Origin of the sequence: Klebsiella sp. V115_8, assembly GCF_029967715.1 — a bacterium.
In the GTDB taxonomy this organism is placed as follows: domain Bacteria; phylum Pseudomonadota; class Gammaproteobacteria; order Enterobacterales; family Enterobacteriaceae; genus Klebsiella; species Klebsiella quasipneumoniae.
Genome location: NZ_JASCAR010000022.1, coordinates 233705 through 246566 on the forward strand (window position 1 = coordinate 233705; position 12862 = coordinate 246566).

Sequence of the window (12862 nt, forward strand, 5' to 3'; positions counted from 1 at the left end):
CCTCGCCCGGCCTGGATTTAATAATGTTCCCGGATGGCGCTACGCTAATCCGGGCTACAAACTGGTGGCCTCAAAATCCCCGGTGGCGCTACCGCTTACCGGGGCTACAGCACTGTGCGGTTTGGTAGCCCGGGTAACGGACAGTTTCAGTAACCATGGGTACAAGACAGAGCTCTTAAGCTCACAATGGCACGGACCGTAGGCCGGATAAGGCGCAGCCGCCATCCGGCGCGAAAGTGGCTCTTTACACGCGGTTATTGCCCGGCGGCGCTACGCTTGCGCGGGCCTACAGATCACATGCCAGGCGTAGCCCGGGTAAGGCGTAGCCGCACCCCGGGTAACGAAGCGGGATTACTCGATACCTTTGCTGCGCAGGTAATCTTCGTAGTTGCCGCTGAAGTCGATCACCCGTTCCGGGGTAATCTCCAGCACGCGGGTGGCCAGCGAGCTGACGAACTCACGGTCGTGGGAGACGAAGATCAGGGTGCCCTGATACATCTCCAGCGCCATGTTCAGCGATTCGATGGATTCCATATCCAGGTGGTTGGTCGGTTCATCCATTATCAGGATGTTTGGCTTCTGCATCATCAGCTTACCAAACAGCATGCGGCCCTTCTCACCACCGGACAATACTTTCGCCGGCTTCTTGATGTCATCCTGGCTAAACAGCAGTCGACCAAGGATACTGCGCACCGCCTGCTCGTCGTCGCCTTCCTGTTTCCACTGGCTCATCCACTCGAAGACCGTCAGGTCGTTTTCGAACTCGTACTCATGATCCTGCGCGTAGTAGCCGAGTTGCGCGTTTTCAGACCATTTCACGGTGCCGTTGTCCGGCTGCAGTTCACCCACCAGGGTTTTCAGCATCGTGGATTTACCCACGCCGTTGGCGCCCAGAATGGCAATCTTCTCGCCCACTTCCAGCAGCAGGTTGACGTTTTTGAACAGCGGACCGTCTTCAAAGCCTTTGGTGAGGGCTTCCACTTCCAGCGCGTTACGGAACAGTTTCTTGTCCTGCTCGAAGCGGATAAACGGGTTCTGACGGCTGGAGGCTTTAACCTCTTCCAGCTTGATTTTGTCAATCTGACGCGCGCGCGAGGTGGCCTGACGCGATTTAGAGGCGTTGGCGCTGAAGCGGCTAACGAAGGACTGCAGGTCGGCAATCTGCGCTTTTTTCTTGGCGTTGTCCGCCAGCAGACGTTCACGCGCCTGGGTGGCCGCCGTCATGTATTCATCGTAGTTGCCCGGATAGACGCGCAGCTCGCCGTAGTCCAGATCCGCCATGTGGGTGCAAACCATGTTCAGGAAGTGACGGTCGTGCGAGATGATAATCATGGTGCTGTCGCGGTCGTTCAGCGTCTGCTCCAGCCAGCGAATGGTGTCGATGTCCAGGTTGTTGGTCGGTTCATCGAGCAGCAGAATGTCCGGGTTAGAGAACAGCGCCTGCGCCAGCAGGACGCGCAGCTTCCAGCCTGGGGCGACTTCGCTCATCGGGCCGTAATGCTGTTCAACCGGAATGCCCACGCCCAGCAGCAGTTCGCCCGCGCGCGCTTCAGCAGAGTAGCCATCCATTTCGCCATATTTCACTTCCAGGTCGGCCACTTTATAGCCATCTTCTTCGCTCATCTCGGCGAGCGAGTAGATGCGGTCGCGCTCCTGCTTCACTTCCCACAGCTCGCCGTGGCCCATGATGACCGTATCCAGCACGGTGAACGCTTCAAAGGCGAACTGATCCTGACGCAGCTTACCGATGCGCTCGTTCGGGTCGAGAGAAACGTTGCCCAGCGTCGGTTCGAGATCGCCGCCGAGGATCTTCATAAAGGTCGATTTACCGCTGCCGTTGGCGCCGATCAGACCATAACGGTTGCCGCCGCCAAATTTAACGGAGATATTTTCGAACAGCGGCTTACTGCCAAACTGCATGGTAACGTTGCTGGATACTAGCACGGGGATATCCTGAAAAAAGAGTATGAGGGGTGTGATACAGCAGACATTATGCCAGTAAATGACGCACTTTTCACGGTCTGCGGTAAATTCCGCCGCGGCGCTTGTGCTAAGGTCTTTGTCAGATGCGCCAGAGACCTGCGCGCAAACCGTTATTCTGTACGTGATGATGAGGAGTCCCATGACCACCAGCCAACCGCGACATCCGGCCTTTTTATCCCTGCAGGGCGGCATTAATTTTCGCGACCTGGGCGGCCAGCGCGCCGCCGACGGACGCCGGGTACGCAGCGGCAAGCTGCTACGCTCCGGTGCGCTAAACCGGCTAACGGCAGAGGATCTCGACCACCTGGATACCCTGCCGCTCAGCCGGGTGCTCGACTACCGCGACCCCGGTGAAGTACAGCGCACGCCGGACAAACTGAGCCCGCTCACCCACTATCTCAACGCGCCGGCCAATCCGCCGATCGGCGAGGTCAACGCGAAGGTCACCGAGCTGAATGCCGCCACCCTTAATGCGCTGAACGGCGAGCAGTTTATGCTGCAACTCTATCGCCAGCTGCCGTTTAACAATCCGGCCTATCGCCAGCTCGCCGCATGGCTGACGACCCCTTTCGACGGCGCCTTGCTGCAACACTGCGCGGTCGGTAAAGATCGCACCGGCGTCGGCTGCGCGTTAACCCTGTTCGCCGTCGGATGCGACAGCGAGACGGTGATGGAGGAGTATCTCCTTACCCATGGCATGCTGACGCAGGTGGAGGCCTGGATGCTGGAGATGCTCGGCAACGACCTGACGGCCCAGGGGCGCCAGAGCCTGGCGGACATCCTGACGGTGAAAGAGTCCTATCTCGCCGCCGCGCTGTCGGCTATTCAGCAGCGCTATGGCAATGTCGACGCCTGGCTGGCGGAAGAGTACCAGCTGACCGCCCCGGTCCGCGCGGCGCTGCAGGCCCGGCTGCTGGAAGACTAACCCTCGTCGCCCCGAACGCCAGGGCGCGGCAGCCGAGGCGACAGGGAAAAAAATGTGATTTCGTACACATCTGATTTACCTGTTCAGCGGAATGCACATATAATGCGCTCCCATCTACTGTCTCAATCATTAACAAAGGCCTGTGTGGCGTTGATTTCGCACACGACATTAAAAACTATGAAATTATCTACACTCTTAGCGGCAGCCTTCGCCATCGTAGGCTTTTGCAATACAGCGTCTGCTGTCACCTATCCTTTGCCAACCGATGGCAGCCGTTTGGTTGGTCAGAACCAGGTCATCACCATTCCGGATGATAACAAGCAGCCGCTGGAATACTTCGCGGCGAAATATCAGATGGGGCTTTCCAACATGCTGGAAGCCAACCCGGGGGTGGATACCTATCTGCCGAAGGGCGGTAGCGTCCTGAACATCCCTCAGCAGCTGATCCTGCCGGATACCGTCCATGAAGGGATCATCATCAACAGCGCCGAAATGCGTCTGTACTACTACCCGAAAGGCACTAACACCGTGATTGTTCTGCCGATCGGTATCGGCCAGTTAGGCAAAGACACGCCAATCAACTGGACCACCAAAGTCGAACGTAAGAAGGCTGGCCCAACCTGGACGCCGACCGCCAAGATGCATGCGGAATACGCTGCCGCCGGCAACCCGCTGCCAGCCGTCGTACCGGCCGGTCCGGATAACCCGATGGGCCTGTACGCGCTATATATCGGCCGTCTGTACGCCATCCACGGTACCAACGCTAACTTCGGCATCGGCCTGCGCGTGAGCCATGGCTGCGTACGTCTGCGCAACGATGACATCAAATTCCTGTTTGAGAACGTGCCGGTCGGCACCCGCGTGCAGTTTATCGATGAGCCGGTAAAAGCCACCACCGAGCCGGACGGCAGCCGTTACATCGAGGTTCACAACCCGCTGTCGACCACCGAAGCGCAGTTCCAGGGCGGCGAGATCGTGCCGATCACCCTGACTCAGCCGGTACAGGCGATCACCAGCCAGTCTGATGTCGATCAGAACGTGGTCGAGCAGGCTATCCAGAACCGCTCCGGTATGCCGGTGCGTCTGAACTAAGTTCTGCATGACAAGAAAAACGGCGGGCCTGATGCCCGCCGTTTTTTTTATCGGTGTTGTGCCGGGCGGCGGCTGACGCCTTGCCTGGCGACTGAACCTGACAACACCCTGGCCCTGCTAAGCGCTGCGCCAACCGGGGCCCCCGGTCTAGCCGTTATTCACCAGAATAATCCCGCCGTGGTCGTAGCGATAGTGGCAGTGGGCGTACTCCAGCGGCGTGCCGTCTTCCAGATAGATAACCTGCTCCACCTCCAGCACCGGATCGGTGGGCTCGCAGTGAAGATGCTGTTTATCCAGTTCATCCGGCTTCATCGCCCGCACCACGCGGTAAGATCCCATCAGCTTCAGCCCCAGCGTCTCCTGGATATAGCGAAACACCGAGCTTTCCAGATGGCTTTTATTGAGCCCCGGCACCAGCCCCACCGGCATGACCGTCAGATCCAGCGACACCGGTTCCCCGTTGAGCAACCGCAGGCGAACAAAGTCATACACCGGGGCATCAGCGTCGATCAGCAGCGAACTCTGCTCCTTGTCAGTGGGAAAACGCACCTCAAAGCGCACCACTTCGCTTTGTACCTCGCCAAGATGCTCCCAGGTTTTGGTGGCGCCGAAATAGTCGCTGCCGGGCAGCTCCCACTGCGACAGCTGAAGGAAATTTTTCCGCACAAAGGTGCCCTGCCCTTTGCGGGTATAGATCAGCCCTTCGACGATTAACTGGCGCATCGCCTGCTGGATGGTCATCCGGCTGGTGCTGAACTCTGCCGCCAGCGCAAACTGGTCAGGTAACGGCGCGCTGGCAGGATACTGCTGGCTGATGATCCGTTTTTTTATTTCCCGCGCGATTTGCAGATACTTCGCCGTCATTCCCCGGTCCTTATACATTCAGTGAGTGGCTGGCGGACAGGATCCACGGCCTGACCGCCAGAACACCATTACATCACGTCGCCATTGCTGTGGATCACCTGCTTCAGCCACGCATAGCTCTTCTTCGGCACCCGCCGCAGATCCTTGAGGTCATGGTTCTCGCGATTGACGTAGACCACGCCGTAGCGCTTACGCATATCGCCCTGCGAGCTGAGGATGTCGATTAATCCCCAGCCGAGATAGCCGATCACCTGCGCCCCATCCTCAAACATGGCCGCTTTCATGGCGTTGATATGGTCGCGATGGTAGGCGATGCGGTAATCGTCGGCAACCGGATGTTCACCGTCCCACGACTCAATCACCCCGATGCCGTTTTCAATCGGGAACACCGGCAGGCGCCAGTCGTTATAATAGCGGGTAATGATGGTCCGGAAGCCCAGCGGATCGATCTGCCAGTTCCATTCTGTCGCGTTCAGGAACGGGTTATCCTGATTGCCAAACAGCATATAGTTGTTGACCGCCGTTCCCGGCGGGATCGCGTCGCTGTTCAGCGTCCGGCTGGCGTAATAGCTGAACGCCAGATAATCGACCTTCACCGTCGCCATCAGCGCGAGATCCTCCGGACGATAGATATCATCGAACCCTTCGGTGGCGACAAAATGCATCACTTCCGGACTGTAGCCCTCCCCGGCGTAAGCCCGCAGCAGGTTCTGGTTTAAAAACTCGTCCAGCTGCTGGGCGCACAGGATATCGCGTGGTTTGCAGGTCGCCGGATAAACCAGGGCGTGGGCCAGCATCCCGCCCATCAGACACTGCGGCTTCGTCTGATGCAGGTGATCGGTCAGATGGACGTGCGCCATCATCACATGATGCTGGATCAGGTACAGCTCGCGCAGGGTCTTCTCCCCCTCCAGGTAGCCGGAAATCAGAAACGCTTCCGGCGAATGGTACAGATTCTGTTCATTAAAGGTGAGCCAGTATTTCACCTTGTCGCCATAGCAGGCGATCATCTTCTGGCCATAGCGAATAAAGGCGTCCATCACCCGGCGGTCGGTAAATCCGTTGTAGCGCTCCGCCAGCGAGAGCGGCATATCGAAGTGGTACAGACAGATCATCGGCTCGATGCCGCGGGCGATCAGTTCATCAATAAACTGATGGTAGAAGGCGATGCCCTCTTCATTGAACTCGCCGTCTCCCTCAGGGCACACCCGGCTCCAGGCGATCTGAAAACGGTAGCAGTTCATGCCCAGATCCTGCATCAGATCGAAATCTTCCCTAAAGCGATGATAGGAGTCGGTCGCCACCTTCCAGTCGGAAGCGAATTCTGCCGGTTGCCGGATATCGTACACCGACATCCCCTTGCCGCCCTCGTTCCACGCCCCCTCCGTCTGCATGCTGGAGACGGAATTACCCCATAAGAAATTTGCCGGTAGTCTGTTGTTCATCCTGCGCCTCGATATATGACTAGTCATTTAAACTTCATGACTAGTCATATATCGAAAAGCGAACGGATGCGCAAAGCCAGGGATCGTTTTCTGTGAGCCGGGCAAAAAAAAGATCGCCCCGGAGAGCGATCCTGTCGAACGACGTGGAGGGCGGCGGACTGCTGCGGAAATCAGGCGCAGAGTTTGAAGAGCCAATAGCCGGTGAGGGCCGCCCACAGCAGCATGGGAATGGAGTAGAGATGGAAACGCCACCAGATCCGCCGATCGCCAGCCATGCGCAGGGCGATGATATTGGCCAGCGAGCCCGGCAGCAGACCAAAGCCCCCCACGTTAACCGCCCAGGCGAGCAGGATCGACGGTGGGACATAGTTGAGCAGCAGAATGGTCGAGGGCACATTGCTGATCACCTGCGACAGGCCGATGGCGGTCAGCCACAGTCCACCGCCGGAGAGCGTCCCGACCCCGCTCAGCACCTGGTGCAGCGCCGGAAGCTGGGTCAGCAGATGGACGTCGATAAACATCACCATAAACACCAGCAGCAGCGACCAGTCAACATGGACGATCACCGCCCGGGCCAGCGCCAGAAAGCCCAGCAGCACCAGCGCCAGTCCCCACAGCGCCTGATCCATCTCCAGCGCCGTCAGGAACACCAGATAGAGCCCCAGACAGCTCCAGACGAGCTTAGGCTGCCACGATGGCGCCATATCGCTGCTCTGGTAGGTAAGCCGCTTTGCCGGGAAACAGAGCCAGCACAGCGCCAGCAGGGTCAGCATCATTGCCGCCGCCAGGGGCAGCATCTGGCCGATAAACCCAGGGAAAGAGAGACCGGAGCGTCCCCACAGCAAGATGTTCTGCGGGTTGCCGATCGGCGTCAGCAGCGACCCGGCGTTCACCGCCAGCGCTTCGAAAATAATCAGCCGGTTTACCGGGATGGCGCACCACTTCTTCAGGGTCAGGGTCAGGGGCACCACAATAAACAGCGCGACGTCGTTGGTGAGGAAGGTGGACAGCAGCGCCGCCGCCAGCACCATAAACATAGCCAGCTGACGCTCGGTGACAAAGCGGCGGGCCATTTTACGCCCCAGCACGTCAAAATAGCCGCTCAGTTCAATCCCCTTGGTCAACAGCATCAGGCCGCTGAGGGTGATGATGGTATGCCAGTCAATGGCCGCCGGCCAGCTTGCCGGGACAAACGGCACCATCACGCTGAGCACGCAGGCGATAATCAGCAGCAGATGGAGAAAACGATCGCGCAGCAGCGACTGGACGAAGGGAAGAGTCATGCTTCCTGAGATCCCTGTGTTTGGGTAAATTTCAGGAACATCGCCAGCGTCTCTTCGCTCACGTGATGCTCCATCCCTTCGGCATCACGACGGGCGATCTCCGGACTGACGCCGATCGCCAGCAGGAAGTTCTCCACGATTTGATGGCGCTCACGGCTCTCCTGGGCCAGCTTCTCACCCTCCGCGGTTAAGAATATGCCGCGCCACGGGATCTGTTCGATAAGGCCGACGCTGGCCAGCCGTTTGAGCATCTTGGCGACGGTGGGCTGCGAGACCCCCAGCCGGGCGGCCATATCCACCTGACGCGCCTCGCCCACCTCGCGGATGAGGTCGGAAATCAGTTCAACATAGTCGTCAATCAGCTCGCGCCGATGCGCTTCCCGCACCTGGCGGAACCCTTCAACGTGCTCTTCAACATTTACTAACTGCGTCACTTTTTTTGTTATTGGCTTACCTGCGCGACGGTTCATTGTGCTTCCTCATTCGTGTGACGCGTCAAGCATCATATAAAAAGATCCACATTGTAATGGATTGCGCCAAGAGCACAAAAATTTAACGTTTTAGCCATAGCTATAAAATATAGCCTGTGCTATATCTGTATATAATGCAAACATCCATCAGGGAGTGATGGAGCGAACAGGCAGGAGGAGAGCAGATGAACGAATTCAAGAGGTGCTTAAACGTGTTCAGCCATTCACCCTTTAAAGTACGCTTAATGCTGCTCGGTATGCTGTGCGAGATGATCAACGGTAAACCGCAGCAGGACAAACCCCATCGCTAAGGCGGCGTCGCGGTACGCCGCTTCATTTTTCCGTCATCATCTGCCGCTAAACTGACCGGTTTATCCCGTTTTCCCCACCTTTTTTCAAGTTTTGTAAGCGTCCTCGCAAAACAATCTGTTATGTCTGGTTGACCTTACCATTTACAAGCCCTATCTTTGCACAGCCCTGCCACATTCGCGGCTCGCAGAGACCCTCTTCACGCACTGTCCAGCAGGTTTTACCCCTTGAAGCCAGGGGATGCGCATGGCCTCTTTTTGATTGTTTACTATGAATGTCACCACCCTGAAAGATACGCTGGTCGCCCGCCGACTGGCACTGAACCCATGGACAGGATTCTACTTTTTACAATCGCTGTTGATTAACCTGGCGCTGGGCTATGAATTTAGCCTGCTCTATACCGTGGCATTTACCTGCGTGTTACATCTTCTGTGGCGTGCCTTTCCGCGCGTGCAGAAAGCAGTGGTCGGCGCTTATTCTCTGCTGGCGGCCCTCTACTACCCGTTTGGCCAGGCTTACGGCGCGCCCAACTTCAATACCTTGCTGGCGCTGCACGCCACCAACGTGGAAGAGTCCACGGAAATCCTCACCATCTTCCCGTGGTACAACTATCTGCTGGCGGTATTTATCTTCGCGCTGGGGATCATCGCGGTCCGCCGCAGGATCGTCGAGCAGACCCGCTGGGGAAAAATGGAGACCCTGGGCCTGCTGTTCAGCATCGGGATCTTCTTTCTTCAGCCGGTGCAAAATCTCGCCTGGGGCGGTGTATTCAAGGTGATCGATACTGGTTACCCGGCCTTCCGTTTTGTCAAAGACGTGGTGGTGAATAATAACGAGGTGCTGGACGAGCAGGCGCGGATGGCGCAGCTGGCCGGCATGAAAGATAGCTGGCACGTGCTGGCGGTGAAGCCGAAGTACCATCTCTATGTGGTGGTGATCGGTGAAAGCGCCCGCCGCGACGCCCTCGGCGCCTTCGGTGGCCACTGGGACAACACGCCGTTTGCCAGCTCGGTGAACGGGTATCTGTTTAACAACTACGTCGCCGCCAGCGGCTCGACGCAAAAATCCCTCGGCCTGACCCTTAACCGGGTGGTCGATGGCAAACCGCAGTTTCAGGATAACTTTGTCACCCTCGCCAACCGCGCCGGTTTCCAGACCTGGTGGTTCTCCAACCAGGGGCAGATCGGCGAGTACGACACCGCTATCGCCAGTATCGCCAAACGGGCGGATGAAGTGCAGTTCCTGAAAAACGGCGATTTCGAAGCCAATAAAAACACCCAGGACGAGCAGTTACTGAAGCTGACCGAGCAGGTGCTCTCCACCCAGCGTACCCAGCCGCAGCTGATTGTTCTGCATCTGATGGGCTCGCACCCGCAGGCCTGCGACCGGACCAAAGGCAAATATACGGTTTTCGTCCAGTCGAAAGAGACCTCCTGCTATCTCTACAGCATGACGCAAACCGATACCCTGCTGGCTAAGCTCTACAGCCAGTTGCAAAATTCCGGCGACACCTTTTCCCTGACCTACTTTTCCGATCATGGTCTGGCATTCAAGGAGCGAGGCAAAGAGGTGCAGTATCTGGCGCACGACGATAAGTTCCAGCAGAACTTCCAGGTGCCGTTTATGGTGCTCTCCAGCGATGACAAAGCGCATAAAGTCATTAAGGCGCAGCGCTCGGCGAATGATTTCCTCAGCTTCTTCTCGCAATGGACCGGCATCAAGGCGGCGGAAATCGCCCCACGCTATCGGTTTATCTCTGAGCAGAAGGCCGGCCCGGTGTATATCACCAACTTCCAGCTGCAGAAGGTGGACTATTCACACCTCGGCAGCGATGAGTTCACCATCAACTAAAACGACGCGGTCAGCGCCGGCCAACCGGCCGGGCTGGCGGTCAGCAGGCAAAAAAAATCCGCCCCAGGAGGCGGATTTTTTATATCACCGGAGTGATTAGAAGCGGTAACCCACGCCAGCGATCCAGGTGCCGACGTCAACGTTACGAATACGAGACTGCTCGTAGGAGAAGTCCAGGGCAACGTTTTCGATCGGGTTGAACTGCAGACCAGCACCGTAGGAGAAACCGTAGTCGCTCATATCGGATTTATTAGGGAAGTTGTTGTTCTGGAATTTACCGTAACCAACACCCACTACGCCGTAGATGCTTGCCCAGTCGTTCAGACGGTAAGCCGGACCAGCGGTGATGCCGTAGTACTGACCTTTGTTGTAAGTACCGTTGCTGTTATTATCCTTTTCGGTGTAGGTGAAGGAACCGATAACGCCCAGCGGGTTGTTATCTTGCTCGTAACGGTATTTCAGGTTGAAACCGCCAGCTTTGTTCGCTTTACCCTGCATGTCGCTCTGCGCGTAACCGCCGGTTACGGTAGAAGTTGCAGCAAATGCAGTAGTACCTACGGATGCAGCCAGAACAACGGCCAGTGCTGAAAGACGTGCAATTTTATTCATAACCACCTCAAATGTGTTTCTAATAAGTCCTAAGCCTTAAATATATCAAAAACTTTTGGGAAACTCTTTGGAGTTTACATTGTCTAACATACTTTTTCATGTAACCAAAAGTTTCCATATTTCTATAACAATATGGAAAACAACAGTTTTTGGCGTTAACTTACAGTTTAACGCTCATTAAGAAATTCGCAAGCATCCAGATTAATCCTAATCACCTGGTGAATTTCTCAGCAACTTTCGCCATTGTACTGTTTTTGCCCCTGTTTTTTTCAACATTAGCTCAACCGCCAGCAGCTAATTCCAGTACACTGGAACTTTTACCCCTTTTGACAAAAATTGACAGGAGAAAGGATGCCCGGTCCATCCCGAAAAGCGGCGGCATGGTTGCCGATAGTGGTGATTTTAATCGCTATGACCTCGATACAGAGCGGCGCATCGCTCGCCAAATCGCTGTTCCCGGTGGTCGGCGCCCCGGGAGTTACCGCCCTGCGCCTGGCGCTCGGGACGCTGATCCTGGTGGTGGTGTTCAAGCCCTGGCGGCTACGTTTCTCTCCGGCGCAGCGCGTGCCGCTGCTGCTGTACGGCCTGGCGCTCGGGGCGATGAACTATCTGTTTTATTTATCCCTGCAGCGTATTCCGCTCGGCGTGGCGGTGGCCCTCGAGTTTACCGGCCCGCTGGCGGTGGCGCTTTTCGGCTCGCGCCGCCCGCTGGATTTTGTCTGGGTGGCGCTGGCAATCCTCGGGCTGTGGTATCTCCTGCCGCTGGGGCAGAACGTGGCGCAGGTGGATTTAACCGGCGCGCTGTTCGCTCTCGGCGCCGGGGCCTGTTGGGCGGTCTATATTCTGACCGGCCAGCGCGCGGGCGAGGAGCATGGTCCAGCCACGGTGGCGATGGGGTCGCTTATCGCCTCGCTGGTCTTTGTCCCGTTAGGTATGGCGCAAGCCACCGATACGCTGTGGCAATGGTCGCTGCTGCCCCTGGGGCTGGGGATTGCCATTCTCTCCACCGCACTCCCCTACTCCCTGGAGATGATGGCCCTGACGCGCCTGCCGACGCGCACCTTCGGTACGCTGATGAGCCTCGAGCCGGCGCTAGCCGCCCTGTCCGGTATGATCTTCCTTGGCGAAACCCTAAACCTCTCCCAGACCCTGGCGCTGGGCGCCATTATCATCGCCTCAATGGGCGCCACGCTGACCATGCAGCGGCAGAGCAAAATCAAGCAAGTCGATATCAATTAACATTCTGTTACGGTGGCGGCCCGCGCCAGTTGCGGGCCTGCCTGCCTTCGCTAACCTTCTGATTGGACTTGTTTTTTCAAATAGCCAACCACTTTGCGCTATCGAAGTGATATGGCCTGCCGATGCCTCATACTTTAAAACCCTTGCTATACTTAGTACCGAAGTTACCTGGGACAACGCTCCACATCATTCAGTTTTGAAGTGTGACGAGCATCAATATCAAGAGGATATGAAACGATGAGTACCGCTAAACTGGTTAAATCAAAAGCATCTAATCTGGTCTATACCCGCAACGATGTCGCTGACAGCGAAAAGAAAGCGACCATTGAGCTGTTGAATCGCCAGGTGATCCAGTTCATTGACCTGTCCCTTATCACCAAGCAGGCACACTGGAATATGCGCGGTGCGAACTTTATCGCCGTGCACGAAATGCTGGACGGTTTCCGTACTGCGCTCACTGAGCATCTGGATACCATGGCGGAGCGCGCCGTGCAGCTGGGCGGCGTCGCCCTGGGCACCACTCAGGTGATCAACAGCAAAACCCCGCTGCAGAGCTACCCACTGGATATCCATCATGTTCAGGATCACCTGAAAGCGCTGGCTGACCGCTACGCGGTAGTGGCTAACGATGTGCGCAAAGCGATCGGCGAAGCTAAAGACGAAGATACCGCAGATATCTTCACCGCCGCTTCCCGCGACCTGGATAAATTCCTGTGGTTTATTGAAGCGAATATCGAGTAAGGCTTTGCCGTCGGCCGCAGCGCGGTCGACGGCGCCTTTGCTTTTCCCACC

At 56.8% G+C, this 12862-nt stretch carries 11 protein-coding genes and 1 pseudogene; 6 read left to right on the plus strand and 6 right to left on the minus strand.

The window, feature by feature from the left end:
- Positions 1 to 351 precede the first annotated feature (351 nt).
- Entirely contained in the window at positions 352 to 1944 is a 1593-nt protein-coding gene (locus QLG03_RS07105) for an ABC-F family ATPase (protein WP_023288955.1), read from the minus strand.
- A gap of 48 nt (positions 1945 to 1992) precedes the next feature.
- On the opposite strand from QLG03_RS07105, the pseudogene QLG03_RS07110 reads away from it, so the two are divergent.
- Both QLG03_RS07110 and ldtB read left to right on the plus strand, forming a co-directional pair.
- A pseudogene (locus QLG03_RS07110) lies at positions 1993 to 2908 on the plus strand (tyrosine-protein phosphatase).
- A gap of 177 nt (positions 2909 to 3085) precedes the next feature.
- A complete protein-coding gene (gene ldtB / locus QLG03_RS07115; protein WP_032428696.1) occupies positions 3086 to 4000 on the plus strand; it encodes a L,D-transpeptidase in 915 nt (304 codons plus the stop codon).
- A gap of 147 nt (positions 4001 to 4147) precedes the next feature.
- Here the strand turns inward: ldtB and QLG03_RS07120 are convergent, their stop codons facing one another.
- The 4 genes from QLG03_RS07120 to mntR all read right to left on the minus strand — a co-directional run bounded on the left by QLG03_RS07120 (position 4148) and on the right by mntR (position 8062).
- Positions 4148 to 4864: a GntR family transcriptional regulator gene (locus QLG03_RS07120; protein ID WP_044521840.1), complete on the minus strand. Its 717-nt coding sequence runs from the start codon at positions 4862 to 4864 to the stop codon at positions 4148 to 4150.
- Between the two features lie 68 nt (positions 4865 to 4932).
- Positions 4933 to 6309: a glycoside hydrolase family 1 protein gene (locus QLG03_RS07125; protein ID WP_255988165.1), complete on the minus strand. Its 1377-nt coding sequence runs from the start codon at positions 6307 to 6309 to the stop codon at positions 4933 to 4935.
- Positions 6310 to 6479: 170 nt separating this feature from the next.
- The gene (locus QLG03_RS07130) at positions 6480 to 7592 is read right to left on the minus strand and encodes an anion transporter (protein WP_048297121.1); all 1113 of its coding nucleotides are present in this window, start codon (positions 7590 to 7592) and stop codon (positions 6480 to 6482) included.
- On the minus strand, positions 7589 to 8062 hold the full coding sequence (mntR, locus tag QLG03_RS07135) for a manganese-binding transcriptional regulator MntR (protein ID WP_004886216.1): 474 nt from the start codon (positions 8060 to 8062) through the stop codon (positions 7589 to 7591). Before mntR ends, QLG03_RS07130 begins: the two co-directional genes overlap by 4 nt.
- Positions 8063 to 8247: 185 nt before the next feature.
- Here mntR and mntS point away from each other — a divergent pair, with 185 nt between their 5' ends.
- Both mntS and QLG03_RS07145 read left to right on the plus strand, forming a co-directional pair.
- Entirely contained in the window at positions 8248 to 8373 is a 126-nt protein-coding gene (gene mntS / locus QLG03_RS07140) for a manganase accumulation protein MntS (protein WP_023288948.1), read from the plus strand.
- Positions 8374 to 8641: 268 nt separating this feature from the next.
- Positions 8642 to 10222 carry a phosphoethanolamine transferase gene (locus QLG03_RS07145; RefSeq protein ID WP_048334498.1) on the plus strand — a complete coding sequence of 527 codons (1581 nt, stop codon included), beginning with the start codon at positions 8642 to 8644 and terminating at the stop codon, positions 10220 to 10222.
- A 96-nt stretch (positions 10223 to 10318) separates the two neighbouring features.
- Here QLG03_RS07145 and ompX read toward each other — a convergent pair whose 3' ends face one another.
- Positions 10319 to 10831: an outer membrane protein OmpX gene (gene ompX, locus QLG03_RS07150; protein ID WP_004886207.1), complete on the minus strand. Its 513-nt coding sequence runs from the start codon at positions 10829 to 10831 to the stop codon at positions 10319 to 10321.
- Between the two features lie 351 nt (positions 10832 to 11182).
- Between ompX and rhtA the strand changes: the two genes are divergently transcribed.
- Together rhtA and dps are read left to right on the plus strand one after the other, a co-directional pair.
- Entirely contained in the window at positions 11183 to 12070 is an 888-nt protein-coding gene (gene rhtA, locus QLG03_RS07155; protein WP_023288946.1) for a threonine/homoserine exporter RhtA, read from the plus strand.
- Positions 12071 to 12307: 237 nt separating this feature from the next.
- The gene (dps, locus tag QLG03_RS07160; RefSeq protein WP_004886200.1) at positions 12308 to 12811 is read left to right on the plus strand and encodes a DNA starvation/stationary phase protection protein Dps; all 504 of its coding nucleotides are present in this window, start codon (positions 12308 to 12310) and stop codon (positions 12809 to 12811) included.
- Positions 12812 to 12862: the final 51 nt, after the last annotated feature.

Coding starts and splice junctions, on each gene's coding strand:
- ldtB (WP_032428696.1), top strand. CDS start 3,086: ATGAAATTATCTACACTCTTAGCGGCAGCCTTCGCCATCGTAGGCTTT.
- QLG03_RS07120 (WP_044521840.1), bottom strand. CDS start 4,864: ATGACGGCGAAGTATCTGCAAATCGCGCGGGAAATAAAAAAACGGATC.
- QLG03_RS07125 (WP_255988165.1), bottom strand. CDS start 6,309: ATGAACAACAGACTACCGGCAAATTTCTTATGGGGTAATTCCGTCTCC.
- QLG03_RS07130 (WP_048297121.1), bottom strand. CDS start 7,592: ATGACTCTTCCCTTCGTCCAGTCGCTGCTGCGCGATCGTTTTCTCCAT.
- mntR (WP_004886216.1), bottom strand. CDS start 8,062: ATGAACCGTCGCGCAGGTAAGCCAATAACAAAAAAAGTGACGCAGTTA.
- mntS (WP_023288948.1), top strand. CDS start 8,248: ATGAACGAATTCAAGAGGTGCTTAAACGTGTTCAGCCATTCACCCTTT.
- QLG03_RS07145 (WP_048334498.1), top strand. CDS start 8,642: ATGAATGTCACCACCCTGAAAGATACGCTGGTCGCCCGCCGACTGGCA.
- ompX (WP_004886207.1), bottom strand. CDS start 10,831: ATGAATAAAATTGCACGTCTTTCAGCACTGGCCGTTGTTCTGGCTGCA.
- rhtA (WP_023288946.1), top strand. CDS start 11,183: ATGCCCGGTCCATCCCGAAAAGCGGCGGCATGGTTGCCGATAGTGGTG.
- dps (WP_004886200.1), top strand. CDS start 12,308: ATGAGTACCGCTAAACTGGTTAAATCAAAAGCATCTAATCTGGTCTAT.